Below are 14,803 nucleotides of genomic sequence, written 5' to 3'. Positions count from 1 at the left end.
CCACTCGCTATGACAAGCGCGGCTATGTCTACCTCGGCACAGCCACTGCAGCAGCCCTCGTCATCTGGCTCCGCACATGATCGGCCGGACAAGTCCTAGCAGTTGATGTCGTAGGAGCCCCACTGGATGTCGTTCGCCGGCCATCCGATGTCGCGCATGTGCCCTCCCCTCGTCTGCGGATCCGGGTCGGGGAAACGCTATGGGGATCATGTCCGGGCGACTGGATCGCATTCGGCCATGACGGCATGCGCATGACCTAACTTGGCGTCGACCGCCGGCCAGGGGGCCTGCCTGGCGCGATCTCCACCAGCTCGCGCGGGCCGAGCCGGACGGATAACCGGCAGTCGTGCCAGGTCCGAACGTCAGCGGCGCCGGGACCGCCCCGGGCGGGCGTTGCCGCCGGGGAGGCGGGCGCGCTGGAGGTCGCGCGGGCCCTGGGCCTTCCGCCAGGCGTATCGGGCCGCGGACCCGGCGCCGATGGCGACGAGGCACGAGAGGGCGATGTCCAGGGGGTGCTTCGCCACGAAGATGCCGGTGGCGCCGGCCAGGGTGATGACGCCGGACACGACGGCCAGCACCGTCCAGAGCATGGTTCTCACGGCGGAAGGGTAGAGCCGGATGATCTCCGCCGTAAGACTTCCGGGTGGCCCTCGGTGGTCGGCCCGACGACGAACGGACCCACCCCGCGTACTCCCCGGGTACTCCCGGGCACCCCACGGCGCTACGCGCATAGACCGGTGCGGGGCGCTGACCTGCGCCGACGCGCAGTAGAATCTCGCTACTGTTCTACGAAGTCTGAGAAGTTCCAGCTCAGAGGCTTAAATCAAGATCGACTAGCGATCGTCTCTCACAACTTCTCACAACGCGGCCTCCGAATCGTCGCCGTGAAGACCGTCCCACACCGACGCGGCGGTCCGCAGGGCCTCCACGTCCGGCTTGACGTAGCGCGCCTTCGTGAAGGACGCATTGGTGTGACCGGCCCACGCGGCGAGGACCACGTCCGGGACGCCACTCACCGCCAGATAGGTCAGGCAGGAATGTCGCGCGTCGTACAGGCGGACCTTCCGCTGAGCGAGCTGTTCCATGACTCGGTACGCGTGCTCGCGGAGCTTCCGCGTGTTCAGCGGGCACCCGAGGGCATCCACCGCCACGTAGCCGGAGTCGTTGTATCCGCCGCCCGAGTACAGGCGCTCCTCCACCTGCCGGATCTTGAATTTCTTCAGGGCGTCCAGCGGCTTGGAGGGCAGGGGCAACAACCGTTCCCCGGCCTCTGTCTTGGCGTCCTTTTCCAAGATCCGCACGTTACCGATCATGGTCCGGGTGTTCGCGATCTCCAGCGTGGCGAGCTGGAGGTCGATGTCGATCCACCGCAGCCCGCAGACCTCCGCCGGGCGGAGACCCATCAAGCTGAGCAGCAGGACGGCGTACAGCCGGTCGTTCTCGATACCCCGGATGAACGCCTGCACCTCTGACACGTTCCACGGCGCCTCTCGGCGATTGTCCCGGCGGTCCTGCTTCCGGGCCTGCTTCGGCACCTTGACGTACTCGGCCACGTTCGTGGCGACCAACTTCCGTACGACCGCCCGCCCGAGCGCTTCGCGGAGGCGGACGAGGATCCCGGTGACCGTGGACGGGCGCAGGCCCGTACCGGGCGTTCCGCCCTTCCTGCGGGCTGAGGAGAGCAGCCAGTCGACCATCTCCTCGACGTGGTCCTCGGTCAACTCCTGGAGGCGGATATGGCCGATGCGCTCGTGCACGTGGACCAGGGCCATCTTGTAGCTCCTGATGGTGGTCGGCTCCACGTCCCGGAGCTTGCGTTCCAGCCACTCGTCCAACCACTGGCTGACGGTGATCTTGTTGGGCGCGACGTACGAGCCGGAGTTCCGCTCGTGCTGGATCCGGGCGTACTCCGCCTCGGCCTCCTTCCGCGTGTCCCGGGTGACCGTTAACTGCTTCCGTTTGCCATCGGCGTCACGGCCGATGTCGATCACGAAGCGAAAGCGGACCTTGCCGCCGGACAGCGTGACCTTCTTGATGGGATCGGCCACGTAACACCCCCTCTCTGCGTGATGGGCGGCGACGAGCGCCGCCGGCCTACTCGTCGCCCGCGGGGATGTGCTCGTCGAGGTAGCCCTCGTCGGGGAGTTCGTCGGAGAACTCCTCGTAATCGTCTGGCATCGCAATGAGACCCAACTTGGTGTTGATGCCCGGCTTCCAGCCCCTCCTGAACTGCCTGAACCCCTGCGGGAGAGAGCGCAGTTGATGCTCAGCGAACGCCGACCCATCGTCCCCCTCCGGAACTTCGAGGGGGTACGTCGAGGTCGCCCACAACCACGCGCTCCACGCCGTGACGGTGTCGCCACTAGTCAGCTCGATCTTGCCGTGGATCGTCGGAGGCAGGAGCAGCGTCGCCGGGGACACCCGTAGCGCGCGGGCGAGCGCCACCAGGTCATCGACATCGACTCGCCGCTGACCCTTCTCGATCTTCGTGATGGTGTTCGCCCGCATGGGACGGCCGAGGCTGGTCATGCGTTCGGCTAGCTGCTCGGTCGTCATCGGGACGCTCTCGCGAACCCTCTTCAGGTTCTCCGTCAGACGGGTCCCGGTAGGCCCAAGCTCGTTCGCACGACGCGGGCGAGACAGCCCACCCTCCGCGTTTTCTCCCATGACAGTAGTCTGCCCTACCAAATTTGACAGCGCAAACCAACGGGTGGATCATACCGTCATCGATTATTGCACTCCCAAGATAGGAGTCACGGGTATGAGTATCACGATGCCCGAGATCACGACGCCGTGGCTCACCACTGATGACGTGGCCCAGCGGTACCGGACCGTCCCGGGAACCGTGCGCTACTGGCGCCACATCGGCTACGGCCCGAAGTTCGTGAAGGTCGGTCGCCGCGTGCTGTACAGCGAGGCCGAGGTCCGGCGCTTCGAAGACGCCCTCGCCGCGCAGGCGAGCTGATGGCCGCGCCCAGCCTCGACGAGGTCCGCGGCTGGCCCGCGACCATATCGGTGCCGAAGGCCGCGACCGCCCTCGGGTGCAGCCGGTCCGCGCTCTACGAGGCGATCAAGACCGGCCAGGCACCCGTCAAGACCTTGTCCTTCGGCCGTCGCCACGTAGTGATCACGGCCTCCCTCATCACAGTCCTGGAGGCGTCATGACCAAGACCCGCAAGATCCCCGAGGCCCCCGAGACCGCCAAGGTGTACGTCCTCTTCGACCGCCCGGACATCAACGGGCGCGAGAAGGTCGTCTACGTCGGTGTCACGACCGAGGACAGCGCCGAGGAGCGCTCGCGGCGCCACTGGCACCAGCGGAACCAGGTCGACCGCTTGGTGCGGAACCCCGAGATGGCCCGCTGGCTCCAGACCTTCGACGAGCCCCCGAAGGCGAAGCTTATCGGCGAGTTCCCGTACGCGCACCGGCACACCGTGGAGGCCGCCGCCACGCTCGCCTACAGGCAGGCCGGGCACCGGCTGTTCAACCGCCGCGTCGGCATGGCCTTCACCCCGGAGACGCGGGCGCGCATGTCCGAGGCACGCCGCCGGTACCTCGCCCGTCAGCGCGGCGAGACGGCGTAACGGCCCGCCGGCTTCCCCCTGAAACGCCAGCACCGCAGGGGCTAGGAACCCCTGCGGCGCTGGAAACGCCATCTCAAAAAGCGATGGCCCCGGACTATGGATGTGGAGTCCCCCGGGGCGCATCGCCTAGCTAGAAAGGCGCTTCGTTGGACATTCTGGCACGGCCCACTGACACGTCAACCTTGACGTCAACGGGTCGGGTACAGGCGACGAGCAATCCGCCCACCCACTGGGGCGAGGACTGGAACCGGATGGTCGTGTACCGCGCCGGGCTGATCAACCACAAGGGCATCGAGCAGCCGCGCAAGCCGCTCTACGAGAAGCCCGAGACGCTGATCAGCCGGGGGGCCTACACCGACCGCGACCTGTACTGGTCGAAGTTCTGGTGGGGCGGGGTCGGTCTCGAACACGAGGATGCGGTCGCCGCCGTCAACGGCGACCTGAAGAGCCTCGGCACCGGCTGCTTCGGGCGGTTCCCCGGCGCGGCCAAGGACATCGCACACCTGATGTGGCTCGACGACCAGTTCGTCATCGACACCGACGTCAAGGAGGTCTACGACTCCCCGAACGGTGAGCCGTGGATCGCCATCGAGGGCAAGAAGAACTCCGTCACCGGCGCCCCGGTCATCCTCAAGCACGGGATCGACGATTTGTATCGCGAGGCCAACGCCTGGGGCATGGAACGCGACGAGCTGGACGAGCACCTGGACACCTGGATCGAGGGCACGAAGTCCGGCGGGCGGCACATCGTCCTTCAGCAGAATCCCGAGCTGCGCATCGACTCCACGATGCACCACAAGGCCGAGTACCGGGTCGACGTGCTCGCGAACAACTGGCGTGCGTGCTACCCAACTCCGGGATACGGCGTCCTGCTCGACCGCCCCGTCAAGGTCGCCCACAAGCGCCTCACCGAGCTGCTGATCCACCTCAACAAGATGCTCGACCCCGTGGGCGGCAAGCGCATGGTGCGGGCCGAAGAGGAGTTCAAGACGATCCACCAGCAGACGTACCGCGTCGGTGCCCACGGGACCGTTCTCGGTGTCCGCGACGAGGCCCTGATGGACCGCTGGCGCCACGGCGTCCTCAACGTGGTCGTCGTTGCGCAGCAGCTCGGGAACTGGAACAAGCGGCTCTTCTGGGCCGCCTGCCGGTACGCCGAGGGCGGCTGGCCGCAGGACACGGCCATCCGGGACATCATCGTCGTCGCCCAGCCGTGGGACGCCCGCGAGGAGCGCAAGGCGCTCGACTCCATCAACTCGGCGTACAACAACGTCGAACGCAACAAGGGGGTCGCACGATGAGCGACACGATCGACATCGCGTCCCTCAACGCCTCACAGTCGGGTATAGACGGAGTCGGCGAGTACCTGACGGGTCTCCAGGAGGCCGTAGGCAGCGCACGGGACGGGTCTGACATCCTGGACCGTCTGATCGCCAACACCTCCGGTGAGCAGCCCACGGCCTCCGTGCCGGGCCAGCGGGCGGAGGAGACGCCCGCCGGCAAGCGCGGTCCCCAGCGCGGTATCGCGATGCTCTCCTGCGACGACGTGTACGCCCGCAAGGGCGACCAGATGGGTGCCGCCGAACTGTTCGTCGAGGACGCCGACGGCGGCTACCCGCTGCGGTGGAACGCCAAGTCGGAACGCTTCTACCACTATGCGGAAGGCTGCTGGCGCGAGGACGACAAGAGCAAAACGACCCTCGGCCGCCTCGTCGACACCCTGGGCCGCAAGGTCACCAACCTGGTCGACCTCGACATCGCACGGATGCGCGCCCAGCTCCAGGGCGGCGGCAGCGACGACGAGGACGGCGGCACGGTCAACATCAAGCTCTTGGAGGAGCTGATCAAGATCCGGCCCAACTGGTACAAGACCTACCGGTCCGCCGGTGGCCGGGCGGGCATCATCGACCTCATCCGCACCTCCGTGGAGCCCGTCGAGACCGAGCAGATGGACGCCGACCCCCACCTGCTGAACTTCCTCAACGGGACGTTCGATGTCCGGACCGGCGAGCTGCGTGAAGCCGACCCCGAGGACTATCTCACCCACCGCATCGAGCAGACGTTCACCCCCCACCTCGCCGACAAGCCCCTGGAAGAGGTCGCGCCGCTGTTCCACGGCCTTCTCCGGCGCGCCTGCGCCGCTCCCGGGGAGGTCGCCGAGGAGACCGCCAAGGGCCGCGTCGAGGCCGTCGTGCGCGGTCTCGGCAGCATGATCTCCGGGGAGTGCGGCGACAAGGCCATGCTGGTCTTCGAGGGCGGCACGGACATCGGCAAGACGGTCATCCTGGAGATGATCCAGACCCTTCTCGGCCAACAGCTCGCCACCTCCTCCAAGCCCAACCTGCTGATCAAGACACGCGGCGACAAGCACGACGCCACCGAGTACGCCCTCAAGGGCCGCCGGTTCGTCCTCGTCAACGAGTTCACCGCCCAGATGACACTCGACGAGGGACAGACGCTCCGGCTGATCAACCCCGGCGGCGCCACCCTCACCGTGCGCCGTCTGGGCCAGCAGGAAGAGATCATCATCATCACCTGGACCATCGCCATCACCACAAACGAGCTGCCCCGGGCCCGTGTGACCCCCCAGGTGCTCGGCCGGTTGGTGATCTACCCGATGTCCAAGATCCCGATTCCGAAGGACGAGCAGGACAAGACGCTGCGCCGTCGCATCCTCGCAGAGGAGGGTGACGCGGTCCTCGCCCACCTCACCCGGTGGTGGCGGGAGTGGTACCTGGCCTCCGAGGAGGGGGGCCGGGGGCTGATCGTCACCGGGGAGATGCAGCAGGCGCTGGAGGAGTTCAAGGAGGACAACTCCACCCTTGCCGACCAGTTCCGCGAGGAGATGACGGTCGTGGAGCCGATGGCCGAGATCCGCGTGACGGACCTCTGGCAGTCGTATGTGGCCTGGCATCAGCTCCAGCACCCGAACGAGGACCTGAAGTACGGCGTCAACCGCAAGCAGTTCTACGCCGAGGTGCTGTCCTGGCCGGGTGTGCAGCCGGTGTACAAGAACAACGGCGTCCGGGCCGACGGGACGCAGAAGCAGTCGCTCGTCGGTGTGCGTGGGATCCGCGTCCAGAAGACCCCGTACGGGATCTGACAGCAGACACATAGAGTTACGGAAGAGGCGCCCGGGATACCCCGGGCGCCTCTTCGCGTGGTGGCTGCCTCAGCCACCACGTGGTGGCTGAGCCGAGTGAGTAGTGGCTCGGTGGTAGCTGAACAATCCGAGCACTCGTTCGACTGAGCGTTGCCAGACTCCGGGCATGGCCACCACGCGGCCACCAAGCCACCAGATCAGCCACCATGCAGCCACCACGGCGGACCGTGGTGGCTGTTACTGACCTGGACTTTCACCCCCTACAGCCACCACGGCCACCACAATGCATAAGTACCCGTGTGGTGTTCCAGGGGAATGACCTCTCTACATAAAGTGGCGAGTGCGTAGGAGATCTGGTGGCTGTGGTGGCCGTGGCCGATCCCGGGGCGCCCTCGCGGGCTCCGTCACGCTCCGCACACCACGGCCGCCCCGCGCACGAGGGCGACGCCGCCGAAGCCGAGACGCGACCCCGACGATCACGACTGAATGCCCCCCATGAGCGAGTTGGGGATCGCACTGATCGCAGCCGGGTCCGCACTGGCGGGCGGCGCCCTCACGGGGTGGTTCACACGGAGCGCCGGCCAGCGTCAAGCCGAGGCCGCGCGGCACGCCGGGGACCGGCAGGCCGACGCGCTGCTGCACACCGTCCAAGCGACGCTGGACGAGCAGCGGCGCGCTCGGGTCGAGGAGCACCGACGAAGCGCCTACAGCGGGCTTCTGATGGCCGTTGAGGAACTGGAGAACGAACAGCCGCCCAACCACGGCATGGTCACCGAGCGACCGCGTGCCACAGGCTACGAGCTGCGGACAGCGGTAATGGCCGCCATGCAAAGGGTGAGGCTGGAGGGGCCAATGACGGTGGTTCTCGCTGGCAGCGAGATGGTCGCTTGCGCCATGTCACCCGCCTCAGCACGTGGCGGCAGACTGGACATGCTGCGACGCCGGTACGTGGAGGCGGCACAAGCGGCCCTTGGCATTGCGGGGGACCGCCTCTAGCGGGGCGGGCTCGCTACCCCTGGGACCGAAGGGAACCCCACCCCCAACCGCCTGACCGATCCGCCCTGCTGATACCCATCTATCCGGTTCAGCTTGTCCGGGTTCGAGCTGGTTCGTTTTTTGGTGGGCGGTATGCCGACCCCGCGCCCTCCCTTCCACATCTCTCCCCCCGCGCGATCAGCACCGAGTTGATCATGGTTTGAGCTCCGAGTGAACTGTCGAAACGCCTGCTCAGAGTAGGTGTACGGCGTATACTTGAGGGACAGTTACTCCAGCCTGGAGGGGCGCGTGAGCTGCCTCAAGTGCGAGTCCATGACGGCCGACCTGCTCTGCACCGGTTGCCGCCTGACCCTGTCCTCCGCGCTGCGGACGGCGGAGTCTTCGTACGTAGCCCTGGGCGAGCACTTGGCGCCGCGCTCGGTGTCCGGCGTCCGGCGCTTCTCCGGGATTAAGCCGACGCCCGCGCTCCCGCTGCGCGAGTCGACCGCCGACCTGCGCGCCGAGATCGTCACGGTGCTGTGCGAGTGGGCGTCCGCGCTCACCGAGGCGCGCGGCTGGATCGATCCGAAGCACCACGGCACCCACGAGGGCCGCGTCCGCCGCGCGGCGGCGCTCCTGGACGCGTCGCTGGGCTGGGCCTCCGAGGAGTGGATCGCCGTGGGTGACCTGGCCGTGGAGGTCGAGGAGCTGGACCGCTCGATCCGCTCGGTGCTTGATCCGCCGACCGGCGAGAAGCGCGTACGGATGGGCGTCTGCCCTGCCATCACCCCGGTGGGGAAGTGCGGCGCGGTGCTGTGGCACACGCCTGGAGCCAAGGCGCTCACGTGCGACTGGTGCCAAACCGTTTATCCACCGGTCGTTTGGCTTGAGCTGAAGCAATGGATGGACGAGGACGCGGAGGAGACCGCATGAGCGAGCCCCATGCTGATCGGCGACGCCTCCGTGGTGACGAGCGTCAGCAGCGACCGGATCCGCGCCTGGCTCAAGCGCGGGCTCCTGGAGAACCACGGCCGACCGGGTCGCCCGAAGGTCGACGCCGCCGAGGTTACGCATGTTGCGCAAGGCAGGCGCCGGCATTTGGAGGGCACCGACTGGTCGCTCTACACCGACGGCAGTTGGCACCTGGTGAACTGGGTCGGCGTCTACACCTCCGTCGCGTCGGCCCGGAGCGCCGCGCACTCGTGGGCCAAGCCCCGCGGCCTCTCGTCGCAGACACGCGGCACCAGGACGCACGGGTGTGAGCCGTTCGAGATCTGTTTCGTTCCCGCAGGTCAAAGAGCTTGAAAGCGCTTACCATAACCCGTACCATGAGTCCAGGCACACGTATGTCCGAGGAGAACGCCGCTGGTTGACCCGGCGGCGTTTTGCATTTCCGGGAGGCGTGATGCCAAAGCCCTCCCGCCCGGACCTCGGGCACCGCGGCTACCGCCGAGCCCGCGAAGAGATGTTCGCGATCTACGGGACCACCTGTCACATCTGCGCCCATCCCGGAGCGCGTGAGGCCGATCACCTGGTGCCGTACTCCCGGCTGGCCGACAAGACGCGCATGCCGAGTGCCCACGACATGAGGCCGGCGCACGGCGGGAACGCCCGGTGCCCAGTCTGCCTCCGGGCCTGCAACGCCGAGCGCGGCAACCGGCCGATCCCCCAGCGGATGAACCACAGCGAGGACTGGTGATCATGGCCCGCGCCGATGACCTTGCCATGATGCGCGAGCGCCTGGTCCAAGAGATCGCTACCGCTGAGGGTCGGGACCTCGCGCCCCTCGTCCGCGAACTGCGGATGGTGCTGACCGAACTCGACGACGTGAGCCGCGGCGAGGGGGTGTCCGTTGTCGACGAACTGGGACTTGTCCGTCAGGCACGGCGCGCAGACGCCCAGGGTGGTGAACCACCCGCCGTACGTCACCAGCGCGGGTGACGAAGCGATTGCTCTAGCGGAATCCGCCGGTCTCTTCCTGACCCCCTGGCAGAAGTACGTACTGCGGATCGGACTTGGCGAGCGAGCGGACGGACGCTGTGCGGCCAGCAAGGTGTCCCTCTGGCTCCCCCGGCAGAACGGCAAGAACGCGGTTATCGAGGCCCTGGAGCTGTACTGGCTGTTCATCGCGAAGGAACCGCTGATCCTGCACAGCGCGCACGAGTACAAAACGTGCCAGGAAGCATTCCTGCGGCTGCGCTCACGCATCCAGGCGGCGCCGCACCTCGACCGACTGGTCCGCCGCTACTGGAACGCCAACGGCGAGCAGGGCATCGAGCTGCGCCCTGAAGCGGGCGGCTCGCGACTGCGGTTCATCGCGCGGTCGCGAGGATCAGGCCGAGGGTTCTCGGCGGGCAAGCACGTCTACGACGAGGCGCAGGAGCTGACGGCCGAGCAGGTGGCCGCCATCACGCCGACCTTGGCCGCGCAAGAAGACCCTCAGGTCTGGTACCTCGGAACGCCCCCGGACCGGGCCGATGCCTGGTGCTACGGACTGCGGGAAGAGGGCGAGCGCGGCGGAGGCCGCATCGCGCACTTCGACTGGGGCGCCGACCTCGATCCCGAGGACCCCGACGACATACGCCGCGCGATGCAGGACCGCGACCTCTGGTACGCGTCGAACCCCTCGCTCGGGTTCCTGATCAATGAGGAGACCGTCGCCGAGGAGGCGTCGCCAGCCGGGCTCGGTGACCGGTTCATCGTCGAACGGCTCGGCGCCTGGAAGAAGCGCCTGACGGACGGCGCCGACCGGGTCATCACCGACGAGTCGTGGACAGTACTCGCCGACACCGAGTCGAAGCGTGACAAGAGCCAGCCGATCGTCTTCGCAGTCGACATCACCCCGCGCCTGGAGCACGCCTGCATCGCGGCGTACGCGCTGCGGGAAGACGGCCTCGGACACGTCGAGGTGGTCGAGCATCGGCAAGGAACCAACTGGGTCGTCGAGCGACTGGCACAGCTCAAGGAGCGTCACGACCCACTGATGATCGTCGCCGACCTCACGGGCCCGATATCCACGCTGCTCGTCGAGCTGGAGAACGCGGGCATCAAGCGCCCGAAGAATCCCGAAGCTCCGCACCGGGGAGCCCTGGTCGTGCCCACCACGGCGCAGGTTCCCACCGGGTGCGGCATGTTCCTCGACCACGTCAACAACCAGCGGTTCCGCCACCGCGACCAGCCGATGCTGAACAACGCGGTGCGTGGCGCCAAGACCCGCGACCTCGGCAACGCCTGGGCCTGGAAGCGCCGGCTGTCCACCGACGACATCAGCCCGCTGGTCGCCTCGACGCTCGCCCTGTGGGGCTACCACGCCTACGGCCACACGGTCGGGACCGACTACGACGTGATGGACTCGATCTTGATGTGGGAGGACTGACTGATGTCCTGGTTCTCCCGGACGATGGTGACGCCGTTCCGGCGCTCCCGCCGGAACGAGCAGCGGGCGATCTCGTCGGTGCCGTGGAGCAGCGGCGGGTATAGCAGTCAGCAGGTTTCGGCCGAGCGCGCGCTGTCGCTGGTCCCGGTGTACGCCTGCGTCCGGCTGCTGTCCTCATCGGTCGCCTCGCTGCCCGTGCAGGTCTACCGCCGCGAGGGCGCCGACCGGACCCCGCTCGTCTACCTTCCATCGCTGCTATGGCAGCCCGCGGCCATCGACAACCTGTACCAGTGGCTAAGCAAGCTCATGGTCTCGCTCACCCTGCGCGGCAACGCCTACGGCCTGATCACCCAGCGGGACAGCCTCGGCTTCCCGGTGATGGTCGAGTGGCTGAACCCGGACGACGTCTGGGTTGACGAGCTGAACCCGATCGCGCCGGTCTACTACTGGCGAGGCCGCGTCGTCGACATCGCCGACATGATCCACATTCCCTGGGTGACCCTGCCCGGCCGGGTTGTCGGGTTGTCCCCGATTGCGCACTTCGCCTCCACGATCGGTGTGGGCCTGTCCACCGTCGACTACGGCAAGAGCTGGTTCGACAACGGCGGCACTCCCCCGGCGACGATGAAGAACAACGCCAGGACGATCAATCCCGACGAAGCCAAGCAGACGGCGCTGGCTCTTTCGTCTGCTGTGAGGCTTCGGCGACCGCTGGTCTACGGACAGGACTGGGACTACACCGCGCTGCAAGTTAGCCCCGAGGAAAGCCAGTTCATCGAAACTCTGCGGCTCAACGCGACGCAGATCGCCACGATCTACGGCGTGCCGCCTTCGAAGGTCGGCGGCGAGACCGGCGGCTCGATGACCTACGCAAGCGTCGAGATGGCGTCCATCGACTTCGTCACCTTCACGCTCCGCCCCTGGCTGGTCCTCCTCGAATCCAAGCTGTCCACCCTTCTGCCCGGTCGCATCCAGATGCGGTTCAACGCCGACGCGATGATCCGCACCTCGACCCTCGACCGGTACACCGCGCACGGCATGGCCCTTGCCCAGGGCTGGCGCAACCGAGACGAGATCCGCGCGCTGGAGGAACTGCCCCCGCTGCCGGACGGCCAGGGCCAGGCATACGGCCCGCAACCACTACCGGCACCCGCGCCGGCCGACCCCGAGCGGGACGACGAAGGGAGCGCGGCATGAGCGCCAAGGACACCGAGCGCCGGTTCACGCGCGGCCTGGTCGAGGTCCGTGCCGACGGTGAGGAACAGGCCCCGCACATGCGGGTCGGCGGGTACGCCGCCAAGTTCAACGCCCTGTCGCAGAACCTCGGCGGGTTCGTCGAGCGGATCGACCCGAGCTTCTTCGCGAAGTCCGAGGGCGACGGCTGGCCGGACGTGATGGCTCGCTACAACCACTCGGATGACTACCTGCTCGGTACCACGACCGGCGGCACGCTGCGCCTGACGGTGGACGGCACCGGCCTGGACTACCAGGTCGACGTCCCTCAGACGCGCGCCGACGTGTACGAGCTGGTGCAGCGCGGCGACGTCTCGAAGTCCTCGTTCGCCTTCGTCACCTTCGACGAGGACTGGGCGATGACCGACCAGGGCTTCCCGCTCCGCACCCTGCTGTCCGGGCGCCTGGTCGACGTGGCGCCCGTGAACACCCCGGCGTACACGGACACCTCGACCGGCCTGCGGTCGCTCGCCGACAAGGTCGGCGCCGACCTCGCCGAGGTCCGGTCCGCTGCGGCGGACGGGGAGCTGAAGAAGTTCTTCGCCCCGAAGCCGGCCGTCATCGACGTCAAGACTCAGCCCACCGTCCGGCAGGGAGACCCCCACCTGACGCTGCGGCTCCGGCAGATGCGCGCCGAGCTGGAAGCCAAGCGCATCGCTCTCTGAGGCAGGACGACTCCACCTCAACTCCCCCAAATCCTTCAGGCCCCCAGGCGAATCGCCGGGGGCCTTTGCCATGCCCGGAGGGCATCATGCAGCACCTCATCAAGGCGCTCCAGGAGCGCCGTGCCAACGCGTGGGAGCAGGCAAAGGCCCTGCTCGACACCGCCGAGAGCGAGAAGCGCGAGCTGACCGCCGAGGAAGAGCAGACCTACCAGCGGATCAACACCGACATCGACGCCATCGACCAGCGCGTCAAGGGCATGGTCGAGGCGGAGCAGCGCAGCAAGGACGCCGAGGCCGCGTTCGCCGCGCTGCTGGCCAAGCCGGAAGAGCAGCGCGTCCAGTCGCAGGACATGAACGTCAAGCTGCGCAAGTGGCTCACGGGTGAGTCGAACGCCCGCGCTTTCGAGGTCCGCCCGGACTCCGGCACGCCCAGCGACCTGCGCACGCTGTCCAAGCTCACCGCTGCGGCGGGCGCGAACACCGTCCCGACCTCGTTCTACAACCAGCTCGTCGCGCACCTCATCGAGGTGTCCGGTGTCCTTCAGACCAGCCCGACGCTGCTGCGCACCGCGACCGGCGAGCAGATCCAGGTCCCCAAGACCACCGCGCACAGCGCCAGCGCCTCGATCGTCGCGGAAGCCGGCACCCTGTCGGCGAACGACCCGACGTTCGGCCAGGTGCCCCTGGACGCCTACAAGTACGGCTTCCTGCTCCAGGTCTCCCACGAGCTGCTGAACGACACCGGTGTCGACCTGGTCGGCTACCTGTCGATGCAGGCGGGCCGCGCGCTGGGCAACGGCATCGGCGCGCACCTGGTCACCGGCACCGGCTCGTCCCAGCCGAACGGCGTGGTCACCGCGGCCACGGTCGGCAAGACCGGCGGCACGGGCGTGACCGGCGCTTTCACGGCCGACGACTTGATCGACCTGTACTACAGCGTGATCGCGCCGTACCGGAACAGCTCGTCCTGCGCGTGGCTGATGAAGGACTCCACCGTCGCGTCGCTGCGCAAGCTCAAGGACACCACCAACCAGTACATCTGGCAGCCGGGCCTCACCGCCGGTTCCCCGGACACCCTGCTCGGCAAGCCGCTGTACACCGACCCGAACGTGGCTGCGCCCGCCGTGTCCGCGAAGTCCGTGGTCTTCGGCGACTTCAGCCAGTACTTCGTCCGCATGGTCGAGTCGGTGCGCTTCGAGCGCTCGGACGACTTCGCCTTCAGCACGGATCTCGTGACGTACCGCGCGATCCTGCGCGGAGACGGCGACCTGGTGGACACCACAGGCAGCATCAAGGTTTTCCAGGGCGGGGCCAGCTGATCCACCCCAGCCACCGGCAGCCGGGACGCCACCGACCGGCTGCCGGTGCACCACCACCGCTCCCCTCTGGAAGGCAGTCGCATGAAGATCCGCATGAAGGTCCAGGTGTCCGGGACCCGCGACGGCGCCGAGTGGCCCAGGGCGGGGCACATGGTCGACCTGCCCGACGCCGAGGCGGCCGAGCTGTGCGCGGCCGGACTTGCGGTGCCGGCGCCCGGAGATGAGGTCGAGACCGCGTCCCTGAACGACGCCTCCTCCGCCGTCGAGAAGCGTGCCCCCGCACGCGGTCGGAAGCGTGAGTGACCGTGCCGGACAACGACCTGGCCATCGAGCTGGAGAAGCTTCGCACCGCAATGCTGACCGGCTTCGCCCGGCTAGAGGGCCAGATCGAGGCCCTGACCAAGAACGTCACCTCGGCCGACAGCGACGTGAAGAAGTTGGAAGAGCGCGTCTCGGCCCTGGAGAAGAAGGTCTACGCCGCCGCCGGTATCGCGGCGCTGGTCGGCGCATTCGTGCCCGATAGCGTGATGCGCGCCCTCGGCGCCTGA

At 67.7% G+C, this 14,803-nt stretch carries 19 protein-coding genes; 16 read left to right on the top strand and 3 right to left on the bottom strand.

What is annotated here, in order from left to right; translation table 11 throughout:
• Positions 1 to 362: 362 nt before the first annotated feature.
• The 3 genes from PV350_RS23680 to PV350_RS23670 form a co-directional block, all read right to left on the bottom strand.
• Positions 363 to 599, bottom strand: a complete 237-nt coding sequence (locus PV350_RS23680; protein ID WP_499510387.1) for a hypothetical protein — start codon at positions 597 to 599, stop codon at positions 363 to 365.
• Between the two features lie 258 nt (positions 600 to 857).
• The gene (locus tag PV350_RS23675; protein WP_500335934.1) at positions 858 to 2,048 is read right to left on the bottom strand and encodes a site-specific integrase; all 1,191 of its coding nucleotides are present in this window, start codon (positions 2,046 to 2,048) and stop codon (positions 858 to 860) included.
• A gap of 46 nt (positions 2,049 to 2,094) precedes the next feature.
• Entirely contained in the window at positions 2,095 to 2,667 is a 573-nt protein-coding gene (locus PV350_RS23670; protein ID WP_500335932.1) for a helix-turn-helix domain-containing protein, read from the bottom strand.
• Positions 2,668 to 2,761: 94 nt separating this feature from the next.
• Between PV350_RS23670 and PV350_RS23665 the strand changes: the two genes are divergently transcribed.
• From PV350_RS23665 to PV350_RS23590, 16 genes are all read left to right on the top strand, one after another.
• Complete coding sequence (locus PV350_RS23665; RefSeq protein ID WP_500335930.1) at positions 2,762 to 2,965, top strand: helix-turn-helix transcriptional regulator; 204 nt, start codon at positions 2,762 to 2,764, stop codon at positions 2,963 to 2,965.
• A complete protein-coding gene (locus PV350_RS23660; protein ID WP_500335929.1) occupies positions 2,965 to 3,165 on the top strand; it encodes a DNA-binding protein in 201 nt (66 codons plus the stop codon). Before PV350_RS23665 ends, PV350_RS23660 begins: the two co-directional genes overlap by 1 nt.
• The gene (locus tag PV350_RS23655; protein WP_500335927.1) at positions 3,162 to 3,584 is read left to right on the top strand and encodes a hypothetical protein; all 423 of its coding nucleotides are present in this window, start codon (positions 3,162 to 3,164) and stop codon (positions 3,582 to 3,584) included. The genes PV350_RS23660 and PV350_RS23655 overlap by 4 nt, the downstream gene beginning before the upstream one ends.
• A 182-nt stretch (positions 3,585 to 3,766) precedes the next feature.
• Positions 3,767 to 4,885, top strand: a complete 1,119-nt coding sequence (locus PV350_RS23650) for a hypothetical protein (RefSeq protein WP_500335925.1) — start codon at positions 3,767 to 3,769, stop codon at positions 4,883 to 4,885.
• Positions 4,882 to 6,687, top strand: coding sequence for a hypothetical protein (locus tag PV350_RS23645; RefSeq protein ID WP_500335923.1), 1,806 nt, complete (start codon positions 4,882 to 4,884; stop codon positions 6,685 to 6,687). The genes PV350_RS23650 and PV350_RS23645 overlap by 4 nt, the downstream gene beginning before the upstream one ends.
• 495 nt (positions 6,688 to 7,182) lie before the next feature.
• Positions 7,183 to 7,683: a hypothetical protein gene (locus PV350_RS23640; RefSeq protein ID WP_500335921.1), complete on the top strand. Its 501-nt coding sequence runs from the start codon at positions 7,183 to 7,185 to the stop codon at positions 7,681 to 7,683.
• 288 nt (positions 7,684 to 7,971) lie between these two features.
• On the top strand, positions 7,972 to 8,595 hold the full coding sequence (locus PV350_RS23635) for a hypothetical protein (protein WP_500335920.1): 624 nt from the start codon (positions 7,972 to 7,974) through the stop codon (positions 8,593 to 8,595).
• Positions 8,596 to 8,604: 9 nt separating this feature from the next.
• Positions 8,605 to 8,967: a hypothetical protein gene (locus PV350_RS23630; RefSeq protein ID WP_500335919.1), complete on the top strand. Its 363-nt coding sequence runs from the start codon at positions 8,605 to 8,607 to the stop codon at positions 8,965 to 8,967.
• Positions 8,968 to 9,067: 100 nt separating this feature from the next.
• The gene (locus tag PV350_RS23625; protein ID WP_500335917.1) at positions 9,068 to 9,361 is read left to right on the top strand and encodes a hypothetical protein; all 294 of its coding nucleotides are present in this window, start codon (positions 9,068 to 9,070) and stop codon (positions 9,359 to 9,361) included.
• Between the two features lie 2 nt (positions 9,362 to 9,363).
• The gene (locus PV350_RS23620; protein WP_500335915.1) at positions 9,364 to 9,603 is read left to right on the top strand and encodes a hypothetical protein; all 240 of its coding nucleotides are present in this window, start codon (positions 9,364 to 9,366) and stop codon (positions 9,601 to 9,603) included.
• A 112-nt stretch (positions 9,604 to 9,715) separates the two neighbouring features.
• Entirely contained in the window at positions 9,716 to 11,038 is a 1,323-nt protein-coding gene (locus tag PV350_RS23615; protein ID WP_500335913.1) for a terminase large subunit domain-containing protein, read from the top strand.
• A 3-nt stretch (positions 11,039 to 11,041) separates the two neighbouring features.
• Positions 11,042 to 12,235 (top strand): phage portal protein, encoded by a 1,194-nt coding sequence (locus PV350_RS23610; protein WP_500335911.1) that lies wholly within the window; start codon positions 11,042 to 11,044, stop codon positions 12,233 to 12,235.
• Positions 12,232 to 12,936, top strand: a complete 705-nt coding sequence (locus PV350_RS23605) for an HK97 family phage prohead protease (RefSeq protein WP_500335910.1) — start codon at positions 12,232 to 12,234, stop codon at positions 12,934 to 12,936. The genes PV350_RS23610 and PV350_RS23605 overlap by 4 nt, the downstream gene beginning before the upstream one ends.
• A gap of 86 nt (positions 12,937 to 13,022) precedes the next feature.
• On the top strand, positions 13,023 to 14,255 hold the full coding sequence (locus tag PV350_RS23600; RefSeq protein WP_500335908.1) for a phage major capsid protein: 1,233 nt from the start codon (positions 13,023 to 13,025) through the stop codon (positions 14,253 to 14,255).
• An 81-nt stretch (positions 14,256 to 14,336) separates the two neighbouring features.
• Positions 14,337 to 14,558: a hypothetical protein gene (locus PV350_RS23595; RefSeq protein WP_500335906.1), complete on the top strand. Its 222-nt coding sequence runs from the start codon at positions 14,337 to 14,339 to the stop codon at positions 14,556 to 14,558.
• Positions 14,555 to 14,803: a hypothetical protein gene (locus PV350_RS23590; RefSeq protein WP_500335905.1), complete on the top strand. Its 249-nt coding sequence runs from the start codon at positions 14,555 to 14,557 to the stop codon at positions 14,801 to 14,803. The genes PV350_RS23595 and PV350_RS23590 overlap by 4 nt, the downstream gene beginning before the upstream one ends.

It is taken from the genome of Streptomyces sp. PA03-6a (genome assembly GCF_033792765.1).
Taxonomy (GTDB): domain Bacteria; phylum Actinomycetota; class Actinomycetes; order Streptomycetales; family Streptomycetaceae; genus Actinacidiphila.
The sequence above is the reverse complement of the archived record's forward strand: the minus strand, read 5'-3'. Positions and strand labels throughout refer to the sequence as shown.